The following is a 14,813-nucleotide window of genomic DNA, read 5'->3' as shown; positions in this document are numbered from 1 at the left end:
CCCCCCGGTCCGACCCAGCGGCCGGTTCCGGCTCATCCGCCGGCTCCGGCCCGGCGCTGGTCAGCTGCTGCTGGTGTCGATCTTCTTCGCCAGGTTGATCAGCTTGGGCGCGAGAGCGTCGGCCTGGGCCTCGTCCTCCCCGGCCGCGAAGGTGAAGCGGAGGCTGACCAACCGGCCGTTGCCGGCGAGCCAGCCCACCTCGACCGCACTTCCGGCGCTCTTCGTCGGGGCCGTCGTGGCGCGGTAGGCGGCCTTGCCCAGCCCCTTGACGGTCTTGCCGCCGCTCGGGACGACCTCGTCGGCGAAGATCGACGCGTCGGCCGTGGTCGGGGTCACCGACAGCGCGAGTTCGGGTCGGGCCTCGGCCTCGCCGCGCAGCACGCAGGTGTCCGTCTTGCCGTGCCGGCTCGCCGCCGCCACCTCGAACCTGGTGCCGATGGCCTGCTCGATCGCCGGGTACTCCAGTAGCTGGCAGGCACCGCCGGCCGCCGACGCCGGCAGCCGGACCACCTTCGGCACCGGTCCGACCGACTGCGGCGCGGCCTCCTCGGCACACCCGGCGAGCAGCAGCAAACCGGCACCAATCAGGCAGAGTCGTCCGCGCACCTCGCACCTCCCACCCGCCCGGCCCGAGCGCCGGGGAATCCGTCGGACACCGTACGGGTTCGGCGCGCCCGGCGAAACCCCGCGCCCCGCCGGTCGCCCGCGCGGCCCCTTTGAACGACTCGCCTGCACGGCTCCGCTCCGTCGCTTGCCCGCGCCGCTCCGGCCCGCCGCTCGCCCGCACGGCTCCTCCCCACCGCTCGCCCGCACGGCTCCTCCCCGCCGCTCGTTCCGGCCGAGCGCGACCACCCGGCACCGGTCCGGGTTGCGGGGCGTCCTCGATCACCGTCAAGGAGGCCGGTGGCAGCGCGGCCGAACGGGGAGGCCGGTGGCAGCGCGGCCGAACGGGGAGGCCGGTGGCAGCGCGGCCGAACGGGGAGGCCGGTGGCAGCGCGGCCGAACGGGGTGGCCCGGCTCAGTCGGTCGGCGGCACTGGGTCGTCCAGGTACGGGCAGTGCCGGCAGCCGCGTCCGCAGCAGGTGCCGCGCCGGGCCAGAAACCCGGCGGTGAGCACGAAGAGCCCGGTGCCCGGGTCGGGATAGCCAGCCGCTCCGGCCGCGAGCGCGGCGGCGTGGGCGGCGAGGATCCGCTCCCGGTCCGGGTGCGTCACCGGGAGCCGGGACGGGTGCGGCCGGTCGAGCGGTCGGGGTGCCAACGGCAGGCGTCGTCCCCTCGCCTGCTCCCCCGGACCGTCCATCGCGCCGACCCTACGACAACCCGCCGACCGCTCCCGCCGGCGGCTGGTTCCCCGACCCGGAGGAGGCCAGATTCGGTATCCGACCACCAAGATCAACGGTAGCGCTACCCGGGCTCGTGCCCGCCGGCCAGCTCGTCGACCCGAACGGCAAGCTTGGGATGAGCCGGGCGTTCGCCGAACTCGTCGGGATGAGCCTCGGCGGCGGGCTGATCGCCCTCGGCGGCGCCGCCAGGACCTTCGTCAGCAACTTGCTCGCCGTCGTCTGCTCACCGCTGCGCGGGATGCGGGACATGCCGGTGACGTGACATCCTGCTGGCGACCGGGCATCGAGAATCGGGGCTATCCGAACCAGACCATCGCCTGTCCATGCCCCCGGGCCCAGGCGAGCGGCCTGCCGTCCAGCGCGAGCACGTTGTAGAACGCGTCGCTCGGCGGCTCCGGCAATCCGTCGTAGGGCAGCACCTCCGGAGCCTCGTTCGCGATCCAGTGGCCGGGCAGCCCGCGCACCAGCTCGGCGAAGGCCTGCCGGCGTGGCGCCGGCACCTGGTAGAGCACCGAGGTGTGGAAGACCACCAGGGTCGCGCCGGGCGGCGCCTGCGCGGCCAGCGCCGGCAGGTCGTCCACCAGGTCGCCCCGGACCAGCAGCGGCGGTTCCGCCGCGGCGACCGCCGCGGCGGCCGACAACCGGGCCCGCCGGTGCGCGTGCTCCGGCCAGATGGTGGCCTCCAGCCAGGCGACGTCGGCGGGATCGGTCACGTCCAGCGGGTTCAGGTCCAGGCCGGCCCGCCACACCACCTCGGGCAGCCGGGTCGGCGGCGCCACTGCGGTGGCCGCGCAGTCGAGCAGCGGCTCGCCGGTACCGAGGAGGTGGTCGCCGTAGCGGTAGGCGTAGCGGTCCGGGTAGAGGCAGAGCCCGGCGGAGGCGCCGACCTCCAGCAACGCGAGCGGCTGCGGCAGGGAGTTGAGCACCGGCAGGAGCAGCGCACACCGGCCGGCCTCGTTGGTCTGGGTGGCCCGGGTACGCATCTGCGCCGCGATCGCCGGCCAGTTCGCCACCGCGTACTCGTGGAACGCGGCCGGGTCCTCGACCGGGCCGCCGAGCAGCCGTACGACTCCGAACAGCAGGTTCGGCTGCTGCTTGGCGGGCGGCAGCGTACCGATCAGGTCGAGCAGCTCCTCGTCGCCGGAAACCGCGAGGGAGAGCCGCTCGTACGCGGGCGACACCCCCCGCGCCTCACGGGTGCCGAACTCGACGTAGCGGGTGGCGATCGTCATGTGTCGATGATCCCAGCGGACCTGGCCGGCGTCCCTGCACAGCGCCGCTGCGCCAGGGTATCCGTGATCACTATCACGGCGGCCCGGCCCGGCCCGGCGGGCCGGCGCAACCTTCCGGGACCCGCCCGCCGCAGACGGCGACCGCCCGATCCCCGGTGCGGGGATCGGGCGGTCGCCGTGCCATTCGTCGTCGTGCCTACCGGCCCGGATCGCGGGTCACCCGTCGTGCCTCCCCGGCACCGGGTCGGCGCGGCGCGGCCGCGATCGGCGCCGGTCGGCGAGAACCACGCCGGTCGGCGGGAGCGGAGCCGACCTCGGTCAGCTGCAACCGGAGGTCGAGCCGCAGCCCTCGCAGACATAGCAACTGCCGGCAGGGCGCATCTTGGTGCCGCAGGTGAAGCAGAGCGGGGCGTCCGCAGCCGTACCGAGCACCGCCTCCAGCAGCTCCGTGGAGGAGCCGACCTTCGGCGCCGGCCGTTCCGCCGCCACCTCGACCTGCTGCTCCGCCGCCGGCTCCGGCTTGGCCGTCTCCACCGGCGCCGACGCGGCCATCGCGGCGAGGTCCACCGCGCTCTCCGCCTCGGCCTCGGCCCGGAGCTGCGCGGCCCGCTCCTTGGCGGTGAAGATGCCCAGCTCGGCCCGGCGCTCGTAGGGCAGGAAGTCCAGCGCCAGCCGGCGGAAGATGTAGTCCATCACCGAGGCGGCCATCCGGATGTCCGGGTCGTCGGTCATTCCGGCCGGCTCGAACCGCATGTTGGTGAACTTGCTGACGTACGTCTCCAGCGGCACGCCGTACTGCAGGCCGATCGAGATGGCCACCGAGAAGGCGTCCATCACCCCGGCCAGCGTCGAGCCCTGCTTCGACATCTTCAGGAAGACCTCGCCGAGACCGTCGTCCGGGTACGACGAGGCGGTGAGGTAACCCTCGGCCCCGCCGACCGAGAACGAGACCGTCTCGGAGGGGCGCTTCTTCGGCAGCCGCTTGCGCACCGGCCGGTACTCGACGACCTTCTCGACCGCCTTCTCCACCGGAGCCGGCTCGACCGCCTTCTCCTTCTCGTTCTTGGCGGCGGAGAGCGGCTGGCCGACCTTGCAGTTGTCCCGGTAGATCGCCAGGGCCTTGAGGCCGAGCTTCCAACCCTCGAAGTAGATCTCCTCGACCTCCTCGACGGTCGCCGACTCCGGCATGTTGACCGTCTTGGAGATGGCGCCGGAGATGAACGGCTGCACCGCGGCCATCATCCGGACGTGCCCCATCGGGGCGATCGAGCGCTGACCCATCGCGCAGTCGAAGACGGCGTAGTGCTCCGGCTTCAACCCGGGCGCGTCGACCACGTGGCCGTGCTCGGAGATGTGCTCGACGATCGCCTCGACCTGCTCCTCGGGGTAGCCGAGGCTGCGCAGGGCGCGCGGCACCGTCTGGTTGACGATCTGCATCGAGCCGCCGCCGACCAGCTTCTTGAACTTCACCAGCGCCAGGTCCGGCTCGACCCCGGTGGTGTCGCAGTCCATCATCAGCCCGATGGTGCCGGTCGGGGCGAGCACCGACGCCTGGGCGTTGCGCCAGCCGGACTTGTCACCGATCTTGTTGCCCTGGGTCCACTGCTTGGTAGCCTCGCGGACGATCTCGGTGGCGACCGTGCCGGTCGGCTTGATCGCGTCGTTCGCGGCGGCGTGCTTGCGCATCACCCGCTTGTGCGGCTCGGCGTTGCGGGCGTAGCCGTCGTAGGCGCCGACCACCCCGGCCAGTTCGGCCGAGCGGCGGTACGCGGTGCCGGTCATCAGCGACGTGATCGCGGCGGCCACCGACCGCCCGCTCTCCGAGTCGTACGGGTGGCCGGTCGCCATCAGCAGCGCGCCGAGGTTGGCGTACCCGATGCCGAGCTGCCGGTAGGCCCGGGTGGTCTCGCCGATCTTCTCGGTCGGGAAGTCGGCGAAGCAGATCGAGATGTCCATCGCGGTGATGACCAGCTCGACCGACCTGACGAACTTCCGCACCTCGAAGCCGCCGTCGGCGCGGAGGAACTTCATCAGGTTCAGCGAGGCCAGGTTGCACGAGGAGTTGTCCAGGTGCAGGTATTCCGAGCACGGGTTGGAGGCGGTGATCCGCCCGGTCTCCGGGCAGGTGTGCCAGTCGTTGATCGTGTCGTCGTACTGCAGGCCGGGGTCGGCGCACTCCCAGGCGGCCTGGGAGATGGTCCGGAACAGCCCCTTGGCGTCGATGGTCTCGATCACCGCGCCGTCCAGCCGGCCACGCAGGTCGAACGTGCCGCCGTCCTGCACCGCCCGCATGAACTCGTCGGAGACCCGGACCGAGTTGTTGGCGTTCTGGTACTGCACGCTGACGATGTCGGAGCCGCCGAGGTCCATGTCGAAGCCGGCGTCCCGCAGCGCGCGGATCTTGTGCTCCTCACGCGCCTTGGTGAGGACGAACTCCTCGACGTCCGGGTGGTCGACGTCCAGGATGACCATCTTGGCCGCCCGCCGGGTCGCCCCGCCGGACTTGATGGTCCCGGCGCTGGCGTCCGCGCCCCGCATGAAGCTGACCGGGCCGGAGGCGGTGCCACCGCTGGAGAGCAGCTCCTTGGAGGAACGGATCCGGGACAGGTTGACCCCGGAGCCGGAGCCGCCCTTGAAGATCAGCCCCTCTTCCTTGTACCAGTCGAGGATCGAGTCCATCGAGTCGTCGACGGCCAGGATGAAACACGCGCTCACCTGCTGCGGCGAGGCGGTGCCGACGTTGAACCAGACCGGCGAGTTGAAGCTGAACACCTGGTGCAGCAGCATCCAGGTCAGCTCGTGCTCGAAGACCTCGGCGTCGGCCGGGCCGGCGAAGTAGCCGTGCTGCTCCCCCGCCGCCCGGTACGTCTTCACCACCCGGTCGATGAGCTGCTTGAGCGACCACTCCCGCTCCGGGGTGCCGACCGCGCCCCGGAAGTACTTGGTGGTGACGATGTTGGCCGCGTTGACGCTCCACGAATCCGGGAACTCGACGCCCCGCTGCTCGAAGTTGATCGAGCCGTCCCGCCAGTTCGTCATGACGACGTCCCGGCGCTCCCAGGTCACCTCGTCGTACGGGTGCACCCCCTCGGTGGTCCAGACCCGCTCCACCTTCAGACCGGCCGCCGCCGACCGGGTACGTGACCTACTTGCTGTCACACCTTCCCCCGACATCTCATCCGCCCCCTTACGCACGCACGACGCTTCCCGTCGCACGACCTCGCTGATCTGTTGTCCGTAAAGAACTACTGTTGTCCGTAAAGAACTAACTGGCCGGTTCGCCCGCCGGCTGGACAGCCCCGACGCCGTCCACCGCCGACCGGCTCCGAGCCACCGCCGCCGCCCGCAGCGCGTCGATCTCCCGCTCGAAGTCGTCCAGCGATTCGAACGACCGGTACACGCTGGCGAAGCGCAGGTAGGCCACCTCGTCCAGCTCGCGCAGCGGGCCAAGGATGGCGAGCCCCACGTCGTGGCTGGGAAGCTCGGCCGCGCCCTTGGCCCGGACCGTCTCCTCCACCCGCTGGGCCAGCAGGGCGATCGCGTCGTCGTCCACCGGACGGCCCTGGCACGCCTTCCGCACCCCGCCGATGATCTTGGTCCGGCTGAACGGCTCGGTGACCCCGCTGCGCTTGACGACCGCGAGCACCGGCTCCTCGACCGTGGTGAACCGCTTGCCGCATTCCGGGCAGGCTCGCCGGCGCCGGATCAACTGGCCGTCGTCGGCCTCCCGCGAGTCGACCACCCGGGAGTCGGCGTGCCGGCAGTACGGACACCGCATCGCCTACCTCCTTCACGCCGCCGGGACCACCGCGCCTGTCGGCCCGCCGGAGCGGCGGACCCGCCCACAGGCAGCCGACACCGGCGGATCCGCCACCTTCGGTGGCTCCCGCGGTGTTGGGCGGACCTGAGTGCTGCGGGTAGTGGAACCCCAACTTCTAGGCGACTTACACCCTTGTCACTACTACATCTAGGGGTCGACCGTATGCCGCCGAGCAGCCGAGGTCAAGTTGAACAGGGCGTGGCGCGGCCCGCAAATCTTCCAACCGCCCGGCGGACGACGCGGTTACCGCTTCGCGGGCACGGAGAGGCCGCGGTTACCGCTTCGCCGGCAGGACCAGCCGCTGACCGGCGTGCACCGTGTAGTCGTCGAGCCCGTTGAGCCGGCGGATCTCGTCGATCACCGCGAACGGCCGCTGACTGGGTCGATGCCGCTCGGCCACCGACCAGAGGGTGTCACCGGGCCGGACCACCGCCGTCTCCGCCGACCGGGGCGGGTCGGCGGCCCGGGAGGCGGGCGAGAGGATCGCCGCCAGTCCCGCCACGAGGAGCAGCAGGAGCACGGTCACGACCAACCGGCCCCGCCGGGTGAGCCGCAGCCGCCCACCGCCTCGGGAAGTCCCCGGATATCCCGTCGCACCCATCGCGACCTCCAAGATCGAACAGGAGTTCGAACGAACGGACGTACGATGGTTTATCAGAACAGGCGTTCGATGTCGAGCCGACGGAGGCGACACGCCGCGCCGAATGTCGTACAGATGTTTGAAACTGTGTGATCTCACCTATACGGTTTTGAACATCGACACCGGGACCGTGGAATACACGGGACCGGCGCCGAGCCACGACGCACCACGAGCCGCCAAGGCACCCCCACCGCCACCAGGAGGACGACGTGTCGACCGACGACCGGACGAGCCGGCAGAAGCCCCAGAAGAGCGGCGTACCAGGCACCCGGGCCAGCCGACGCACGGCCGGACCGCGGAGCCGGGAGGGTGCCCCCGCGCTGCGCGCGGTCACACCGGTGGTGAGCGCCTTCCCCGACCTGGTCTCCGCAGACCTCACCGCCCGGCAGCGCCGCATCCTCGAGTTCATCCGGGACTGGGTGGAGCGCTACGGCTACCCGCCCAGCGTCCGGGAGATCGGCGAGGCGGTCGGCCTGGTCTCCCCGTCGAGCGTGGCCTACCAGCTCAAGGAACTGGAGCGCAAGGGCTTCCTTCGGCGCGACCCCAACCGCCCGCGCGCCGTGGACGTGCGCCCGCCAAGCGAGATGATCGACGACGAGACCGCCCGGGCCCAGCGGCCCACCCCGGCCTACGTGCCCCTGCTCGGTCAGATCGCCGCCGGTGGCCCGATCCTCGCCGAGCAGGCCGTCGAGGACATCTTCCCGCTTCCTCGGGAGTTGGTCGGCGAGGGCGAGGTCTTCATGCTCCAGGTCAAGGGTGACTCGATGCTCGACGCCGCGATCTGCGACGGCGACTGGGTTGTCGTCCGCCAGCAGCCGACCGCGAACTCGGGAGAGATCGTCGCGGCAATGCTGGACGGTGAGGCGACGGTCAAGACCTACCGCCGCCGGGACGGGCACGTCTGGCTGATGCCGGCCAACTCCGCCTTCGACCCGATCGCCGGTGACAGCGCCACCATCATGGGCCGGGTGGTGGCGGTGCTCCGCCGGATCTGACGACCACCCACCGAGCATTCCCATACCCGCACCGGCCGAGGGCCCGTCGCGGTGCTGGTGCGGGGCCGGCGGTGTGGGGGTCCGCTGCCGGGCTGAACCCCGTCCGCCCGGCCTGGCCCGGCAGGCTCGGCAGGACATGCATGGCCCGGCCCGGGCGCGGCCGGGCCATGTCCTGGCCCGGCGCGGCCTGGCCAGGACATGGCCCGGCCGGCTGGAGGCGGACCGCCGGCCGACCAGGAGCGGGTAAAGCCCTGCCGTGCGGTGGGTCGGCGGTCGCCGCCGGGATCACCGCCGCCGGAGTCACCCCGCGGTGGTCGGACCCGGCCGGGTCAGCGGTGGTCGTAGTCGTCGGGATGCCCGCCGGACCGCTGCCGGGGCTGGCCGTACTGGCCACCCCGGGGTCCACCAGCACGGGGCCCGGCACCCGGGCCGCCCCGCGACGGCCCGCCCCGCTGCTCGACCCACTGGTCGTCCGGCCCGGGGCGGCCACCCCGACCGTTGCCGTTGCCGCCGGAGGGCTGGCCGCCGTAGACGCCAGCGCCACCGGCCCGGGGCCGGCCGGCCGGAGCGCCACCGCCGGCGGGAGCCCCGCCGTACACGCCACCGCCAGCGGGCGGGCGACCGCCACCACCCTGAGGTCGACCGCCCCCCTGGGGGTGACCGCCACTACCACCGCCCGGAGGGCGGCCACCGCCGTACACGCCACCGCCACCGGCCGGCTTCCCGCCGTAAACGCCGCCCCCCGGCCTGCCCCGGCCGGCCGGCTCGTAGTCGTCGGCCGGGCGGTCGGAACGGTATCCGTTGTCGTACCCGCCGGAGCGTGCCGGACCCCAGTTCGACCCGTCGTCGTAGTCGGGGCGCCGGCCGCCGGGGCGGTCCCGGTCGCCGTCTGGCGTCCCCTCGCGGCCGGCCCTCGGATCGATGTTGTCACCGTCCGGCCCGACGGCGCCCAGGCCGTCCTCCCTGGGCCGGCGGCGGGCCCGCACGATCCCGAAGATGCCCAGCCCGACCAGCAGTGCGCCGAGCACCCCCACGGCCGCGATGAGATAGGTGATGTCGTCCAGGGTCAGCGAATCGGTCCAGGACTTCGCGGACTTCGTCGAGTCGGCCCCGGACCCGCCGGCCGAGGCCGCCGCCACCTCCTTGGCCGGGGTGTAGCTCAGCACCGTCACGTCCAGTTCCTCGTCGAGCGAGGCGACGTCGGAAACGGTGAGGAAGCTCTTGCCGTCGGGGGTGTAGGCGACCGCCTCGCCGAACGGGTCGGCCAGGGCCGTCATCCGAGGCTTCCCGGTGGTCAGGGTCTTGACCAGGTCGTCGTCCTTCACGTCCCACTCGAAGGCGTCCGCGTAGGTGCGCAGGGCGACCCGGCTGCCGTCCGGCGAGCGGGCCGCGCCGGTGATCGTCACCCGGCCCGCCCCGCCGAACGGGTTGGCGGTGGAGGACTTCGGCAGGCTGATCTCGCCGGCCTTCGCCAGCGGCACGCCCTCGTCGTTGTTCTTCTTCAGGGCCGCGCTCGGGCGGTAGATCTCGGCCTTGCCGGTCGCCTTGGTGATGATCAACGGCACGTTGTCGGAGCCGATCAACAGCGCCTCGGCGTCGTGCCGCTTGTTGCCGGGAAAGGTCAGCCGGTGCAGCACCGGCTTGGTGGCGCCGCTGAGCGGCATGCTCCAGAGCACGACGCTGGTCCGCCGCTCGGTGTCGTTGTCACCGGTGTCGGCGATCCAGAGGGTCTTGCCGTCGGGGGAGAGGGCGAGGTCCTCCGGGTCGCGCGGGTTGCTCGCGTACTGGACGGCCTTCTTCAGCTTGCACTTGGTGTCCAGCAGGAAGACCCGCTCCCGGTCCGGATCCTCGCTGCCGTCGTTGATCATCACGTAACCACTCGACGTGGCGATCATGCCGGAGAGTTCCGTCATCCGCTCGTCGGTGACGGTGCAGACCTTCTTGCCGGCAGCGGCGGAGGCCGCAACAGCTCCGAAACCGAGGCTGACCCCGACCAGGCCAAGGGTCAATCCGAGCACGCCGGAGGCAACCAGCACCATGGAGAGGACTCGCCGCATCCGCCCAGTGTCGCATGCTGATGCCGCTAACCGGGGAAGCGGCGTGATCAACCCTCCGTCACCGGTCAACGGGGCGGCTGGTCATGCCACTACCTCCCGGTACGGCGCCAACTCCGCGGCGAGGGCCTCGTCCACCCGTACGTGCAGCTTCGTCCCCTCCGGCAGGTGCGCCGTGCCGAGCACCTCGCCCCGGCGGTGCACCCGGGCGACCAGGTCGCCCCGGTCGTACGGGAGTACCGCACGAACCTCCACCGCCGGGCGGGGCAGCCGGGCCTCGATCGCCGCCCGGACGTCCTCGACGCCGCCACCCGTACGCGCGGAGACGAAGACCGCCTCCGGCCACTCCCGCTTCAACCGGAGCAGGGTCTCCTCGTCCGCCGCGTCGGTCTTGTTGACCACCAGCAGCTCGGGAAGCTTGTCCGCACCGACCTCGGCCAGTACCTCGCGTACCGCCCGGACCTGCTCCTCCGGGTCGGCGTGTGCCCCGTCCACCACGTGCACGACCAGGTCGGCGTCGGCGACCTCCTCCAGCGTGGAGCGGAACGCCTCGACGATCTGGTGCGGCAGGTGCCGGACGAACCCGACGGTGTCGGCCAGGGTGTAGACCCGGCCGTCGGCGGCGTACGCCCGGCGGGTCGTCGGATCCAGCGTGGCGAAGAGAGCGTCCTCGACCAGTACCCCAGCGTTGGTCAGCCGGTTGAGCAGGCTGGACTTGCCCGCGTTGGTGTAGCCGGCGATAGCCACGGCCGGTACGCCATTGCGGGCCCGGCGGGCCCGCTTGGTGATCCGGGCGGTCCGCATGTTCTTGATCTCGCGGCGCAGCCGGGAGATCCGGATCCGGATCCGGCGCCGGTCGGTTTCCAGCTTGGTCTCACCGGGACCACGGAGCCCGACGCCGCCGCCGGCCCCGCCGCCTCGGGCGCTACCACCGGCCTGCCGGGACAGGCTCTCACCCCAGCCGCGCAGCCGGGGCAGCAGGTATTCGAGCTGAGCCAGCTCGACCTGCGCCTTACCTTCCCGGCTCTTGGCGTGCTGGGCGAAGATGTCCAGGATCAACGCGGTCCGGTCCACCACCTTGACCTTGGTGCGCTGCTCCAGGTTGCGAAGCTGGGACGGGGACAGCTCACCGTCGCAGATCACCGTGTCGGCGCCGGAGGCCGTGACCACCGAGCCGAGGTCGTCGACCTTGCCCCGACCGATGTAGGTGGCCGGGTCCGGCCGGCTACGCCGCTGGATCAGGCCCTCGAGCACCTGCGAACCGGCCGTCTCGGCGAGCGCCGCGAGTTCCGCGAGGGAGTTCTCCGCGTCGGTCACCGTGCCGTCCGTCCAGACGCCGACCAGGACCACCCGCTCCAGCCGGAGCTGCCGGTATTCGACCTCGGTGACGTCGGCCAGCTCGGTGGAGAGGCCCGCGACCCGGCGGAGCGCCTGGCGGTCCTCCAGTTCCAGCTCGCCGGTGGTGACGTCGCCATCGATGACGATGGCGTCAAGGTCCTCGTCCGCCAGCCGAACGAAGCTTTCCTGGTCTCGCAAGCCGTTCCTCCTGATCTGGTGTTTCCATCTATCGCCGACCCACCGGTCTCCGGACTCCGTATGCCGGCCGGTAGGGGTTTCTGATGCCTGTTGCGCCATCTACGCGCTCTGCGGCTTCTCGTCGCATTGTTACCCTGGGCGCGCGGGTGGCAATCAATCGTGACACGCGCGCCCGTCGGACGCACCCGCTATATATCGGCCCAGCCGTCCCGTCGGCCGCCCGGCGCACGAGCGCCCGGCGCACGGCCGCCCGGCCAGAACCCCGCAGGCCGCCCGGCCAGAACCCCGCACTAGCCTTCCCCGCTTCGCCGGGATCAGCCGTTCGCCCAGCGGTCTCTGCTTCGCCCGGGACTACGGCCACCAGGTTCGCCCGGGACTACGGCCTCCAGGATGGTCAACGGCCAGCACCAGCGGGAAAATTCCCTCCGGCCCCGGCCCGGCCCCGAGCCACCGGCGACCGGCCCGGAACCGGGCGGCAGCGGTTGGCCGCCGCCGACGGCCGGCATGGCCCGGCGTCCTTCGGGCGGGCGGACCTGAATGAAGTGCCACGGGCGGCGGGCCGGAGCCACCGGCGGAAGGTGAGCCGGTGGCGTCAACCGCCCGGGCTGGCGTCGGCGGCGTTGTCGACCCGGCCTAGGGTGGTGCGGGTCGTCGGATGGCGACGGAGGCCGGGCCCGGCCGACGGCGGGTCCGGGCCGGCAGGCGAGAATGCTGACGGCGGCAACGAAGCCGCGGGAAGACGACGGAGGACCACGTGGCGATCACCCGACTGCCGAGTGCCGGATTCTCGATCACCATCCGGATCAGCGTAACGGCGGACGCCTCGGCCATCGGCCGGCTGACCACCTGCGTCGGTGAGGCCGGCGCCATCGTGACCGCGCTCGACGTGGTCGACTCCGACCCCACCACGGTGGTCGTCGACCTGACCTGCGACACCGCGGACGCGACGCACGCCGACCAGGTGGTGAAGGCGCTGACCGCGCTGGACGGGGTGGACGTGCGCAAGGTCTCCGACCGGACCTTCCTGCTGCACCTCGGCGGCAAGATCGAGGTCTCCCCGAAGGTGGCGCTGCGCAACCGGGACGAGCTCTCCCGGGCGTACACCCCGGGGGTGGCCCGGGTCTGCCTGGCCATCGCGGAGAATCCCGCCGACGCGCGGCGGCTGACCATCAAGCGGAACACCGTGGCGGTGGTGACGGACGGCTCTGCCGTGCTCGGCCTGGGCAATATCGGTCCGGCGGCGGCGCTGCCCGTGATGGAGGGCAAGGCCGCGCTCTTCAAGCGGTTCGGCGGGGTGGACGCCTGGCCGGTGGTGCTGGACACCCAGGACCCGGACGAGATCGTCTCGATCGTCCGGGCGATCGCCCCGCAGTACGGCGGGATCAACCTGGAGGACATCGCCGCGCCACGGTGCTTCGAGATCGAGAACCGGCTGCGCGAACTGCTCGACATCCCGGTCTTCCACGACGACCAGCACGGCACCGCGATCGTGGTGCTGGCCGCGCTCACCAACGCCCTGCGGGTGGTCGGCAAGAAACTCGCCGACGTCCGGGTGGTCGTCTCCGGCGCCGGCGCCGCCGGTACGGCGATCATGAAGCTGCTGCTGCGGCAGGGCGTCGGCGACATCATCGCGTACGACCGCCAGGGGCCGCTGCACCGCGGCCTGGAAGGGCTGAACTCGGCCTGGCAGTGGCTCGCCGAGAACACCAACCGGGACGCCTTCTCCGGTGACCTCAAGGCGGCCCTGCGCGGCGCGGACGTCTTCATCGGGGTGAGCGCCCCCAACCTGCTCACCGGCGACGACATCGCCACGATGGCCCCCGACGCGATCGTCTTCGCGCTGGCCAACCCGGACCCGGAGGTGGACCCCCGGGAGGCGCGCAAGTACGCCTCGGTGGTCGCCACCGGCCGGTCCGACCAGCCCAACCAGATCAACAACGTGCTCGCCTTCCCGGGCGTCTTCCGCGGCATGCTCGACGCGCATGCCGAGGAGTTCACCGAGGAGATGGCGATCGCGGCCGCCCGGGCCATCGCCGACGTGGTGGGCGCAGAGAAGATCAACCCGACGGTCATCGTGCCGAGCGTCTTCGACCCGCGGGTGGCACCGGCGGTGGCCGCCGCGGTCCGGGCCGCCGCGCAGCACCCCACTCCCCCGCCGGCCGCGGATCCCGGGCCGGCCGACCTGCCCGAGATCGCCGCCGAGGCCGCCGCCCCGGCCAGTCCGCTGTCGAGCTGACCGCGCGGCCGGCCGGACCGAAGGTCCCGCAGCAGGACCGCGACCCGGACCACCTGGGCCGGGGTCACGGCCGGGCAGAAGCTCAGCCGGTGATCGCGGCCAGGTCGATCTCGCCGTGTGCGACCAGCGTCGCCGGGCCGGCGAGCCAGCAGCTCTCGTCGTCCAGGGTCACCGTGAGCCGGCCGCCGGGCACGTCCACCGCGACCGCCCCGCTGGTACGTCCGCCGTCGCGCAACGCCACCGCCGCCACCGCACAGGCGCCGGAGCCGCAGGAGAGCGTCTCCGCCGAGCCGCGCTCGTAGACCCGCATCCGCACGTGCAGGTCGGCGCCGTCGACCGGCTCAGCGGGGGCGACGAACTCGACGTTCACGCCGGCCGGAAAGGCCGCGGGGTCGAAGCCGGGTGAGCGGGTGAGGTCGAGCCCGGTCAGCTCGATGCTGCCCGGCAGTACGCAGACCAGGTGCGGGTTGCCGCAGTCCACCGCGGTACCGGCCAGGGTCAGCCCGCCGAGCGTGGCCACGGCTCCCCCGGTGATCCGGGGCCGCCCGAGATCCACCGCGATCTCCCCGGCCGCCACCTCGGCCCGGACCAGTCCGGCCCGGGTGGCGATCGGCAGGCCGCCGTCGACCGGCTCGGCCAGTCCGCTGGAGATCAGATATCTGGTGAAGACCCGTACCCCGTTGCCGCACATCTCCGCGATGGAGCCGTCGGCGTTCCAGTAGTCCATGAACCACTCGGCGCTGCCGGCGTAGCCGACCGCGTCCGGGTGCTTGGCCGCCCGGACGACCCGCAGCACCCCGTCCGCGCCGATGCCGCGCCGACGGTCGCAGAGCGCCGCCACGATCGACGGGGTCAGGCCGAGCTGGCCGTCTGGGTCGGGCAGGAGCACGAAGTCGTTACCGGTGCCGTGGCCCTTGGTGAACCGCACCCCTCCATCATCCCCGAGCGCCGGCCGGG

At 72.3% G+C, this 14,813-nt stretch carries 12 protein-coding genes; 3 read left to right on the top strand and 9 right to left on the bottom strand.

What is annotated here, in order from left to right; translation table 11 throughout:
- Positions 1-60 precede the first annotated feature (60 nt).
- Entirely contained in the window at positions 61-606 is a 546-nt protein-coding gene (locus ACSMXO_RS09790) for a hypothetical protein (protein ID WP_346256075.1), read from the bottom strand.
- 412 nt (positions 607-1,018) lie between these two features.
- Positions 1,019-1,300, bottom strand: coding sequence for a DUF5522 domain-containing protein (locus ACSMXO_RS09785; RefSeq protein ID WP_346256074.1), 282 nt, complete (start codon positions 1,298-1,300; stop codon positions 1,019-1,021).
- 116 nt (positions 1,301-1,416) lie between these two features.
- Here ACSMXO_RS09785 and ACSMXO_RS09780 point away from each other — a divergent pair, with 116 nt between their 5' ends.
- Entirely contained in the window at positions 1,417-1,605 is a 189-nt protein-coding gene (locus ACSMXO_RS09780) for a hypothetical protein (protein ID WP_455417448.1), read from the top strand.
- A 34-nt stretch (positions 1,606-1,639) separates the two neighbouring features.
- On the opposite strand, the gene ACSMXO_RS09775 is transcribed toward ACSMXO_RS09780, so the two are convergent.
- The 4 genes from ACSMXO_RS09775 to ACSMXO_RS09760 form a co-directional block, all read right to left on the bottom strand.
- A complete protein-coding gene (locus ACSMXO_RS09775; RefSeq protein WP_455417447.1) occupies positions 1,640-2,575 on the bottom strand; it encodes a DUF2332 domain-containing protein in 936 nt (311 codons plus the stop codon).
- A gap of 318 nt (positions 2,576-2,893) precedes the next feature.
- Positions 2,894-5,749, bottom strand: coding sequence for a vitamin B12-dependent ribonucleotide reductase (locus ACSMXO_RS09770; RefSeq protein ID WP_346256072.1), 2,856 nt, complete (start codon positions 5,747-5,749; stop codon positions 2,894-2,896).
- Between the two features lie 91 nt (positions 5,750-5,840).
- Positions 5,841-6,353, bottom strand: coding sequence for a transcriptional regulator NrdR (gene nrdR, locus ACSMXO_RS09765; protein WP_318395188.1), 513 nt, complete (start codon positions 6,351-6,353; stop codon positions 5,841-5,843).
- A 316-nt stretch (positions 6,354-6,669) separates the two neighbouring features.
- Positions 6,670-6,996 (bottom strand): LysM peptidoglycan-binding domain-containing protein, encoded by a 327-nt coding sequence (locus ACSMXO_RS09760; RefSeq protein WP_455417446.1) that lies wholly within the window; start codon positions 6,994-6,996, stop codon positions 6,670-6,672.
- Between the two features lie 248 nt (positions 6,997-7,244).
- Between ACSMXO_RS09760 and lexA the strand changes: the two genes are divergently transcribed.
- Positions 7,245-8,030 (top strand): transcriptional repressor LexA, encoded by a 786-nt coding sequence (lexA, locus tag ACSMXO_RS09755; RefSeq protein WP_318395190.1) that lies wholly within the window; start codon positions 7,245-7,247, stop codon positions 8,028-8,030.
- 329 nt (positions 8,031-8,359) lie between these two features.
- On the opposite strand, the gene ACSMXO_RS09750 is transcribed toward lexA, so the two are convergent.
- The gene (locus ACSMXO_RS09750; protein WP_455417445.1) at positions 8,360-10,087 is read right to left on the bottom strand and encodes a hypothetical protein; all 1,728 of its coding nucleotides are present in this window, start codon (positions 10,085-10,087) and stop codon (positions 8,360-8,362) included.
- 81 nt (positions 10,088-10,168) lie between these two features.
- A complete protein-coding gene (hflX, locus tag ACSMXO_RS09745) occupies positions 10,169-11,620 on the bottom strand; it encodes a GTPase HflX (protein ID WP_346256069.1) in 1,452 nt (483 codons plus the stop codon).
- A gap of 754 nt (positions 11,621-12,374) precedes the next feature.
- On the opposite strand from hflX, the gene ACSMXO_RS09740 reads away from it, so the two are divergent.
- On the top strand, positions 12,375-13,856 hold the full coding sequence (locus tag ACSMXO_RS09740) for a malic enzyme-like NAD(P)-binding protein (protein ID WP_455417444.1): 1,482 nt from the start codon (positions 12,375-12,377) through the stop codon (positions 13,854-13,856).
- An 82-nt stretch (positions 13,857-13,938) separates the two neighbouring features.
- Here the strand turns inward: ACSMXO_RS09740 and dapF are convergent, their stop codons facing one another.
- Positions 13,939-14,784 (bottom strand): diaminopimelate epimerase, encoded by an 846-nt coding sequence (gene dapF / locus ACSMXO_RS09735; RefSeq protein WP_346256067.1) that lies wholly within the window; start codon positions 14,782-14,784, stop codon positions 13,939-13,941.
- Between the last annotated feature and the right edge of the window lie 29 nt (positions 14,785-14,813).

It is taken from the genome of Plantactinospora sp. DSM 117369, from assembly GCF_053764795.1.
Note: the sequence above shows the minus strand (reverse complement) of the source record. Positions and strands in the feature narration are given on the sequence as shown.

Excerpts from the sequence above, each read along its gene's own strand:
- ACSMXO_RS09785 (WP_346256074.1), bottom strand. The coding sequence starts at position 1,300 with ATGGACGGTCCGGGGGAGCAGGCGAGGGGACGACGCCTGCCGTTGGCA.
- ACSMXO_RS09775 (WP_455417447.1), bottom strand. The coding sequence starts at position 2,575 with ATGACGATCGCCACCCGCTACGTCGAGTTCGGCACCCGTGAGGCGCGG.
- ACSMXO_RS09770 (WP_346256072.1), bottom strand. The coding sequence starts at position 5,749 with ATGTCGGGGGAAGGTGTGACAGCAAGTAGGTCACGTACCCGGTCGGCG.
- nrdR (WP_318395188.1), bottom strand. The coding sequence starts at position 6,353 with ATGCGGTGTCCGTACTGCCGGCACGCCGACTCCCGGGTGGTCGACTCG.
- ACSMXO_RS09760 (WP_455417446.1), bottom strand. The coding sequence starts at position 6,996 with ATGGGTGCGACGGGATATCCGGGGACTTCCCGAGGCGGTGGGCGGCTG.
- ACSMXO_RS09750 (WP_455417445.1), bottom strand. The coding sequence starts at position 10,087 with ATGCGGCGAGTCCTCTCCATGGTGCTGGTTGCCTCCGGCGTGCTCGGA.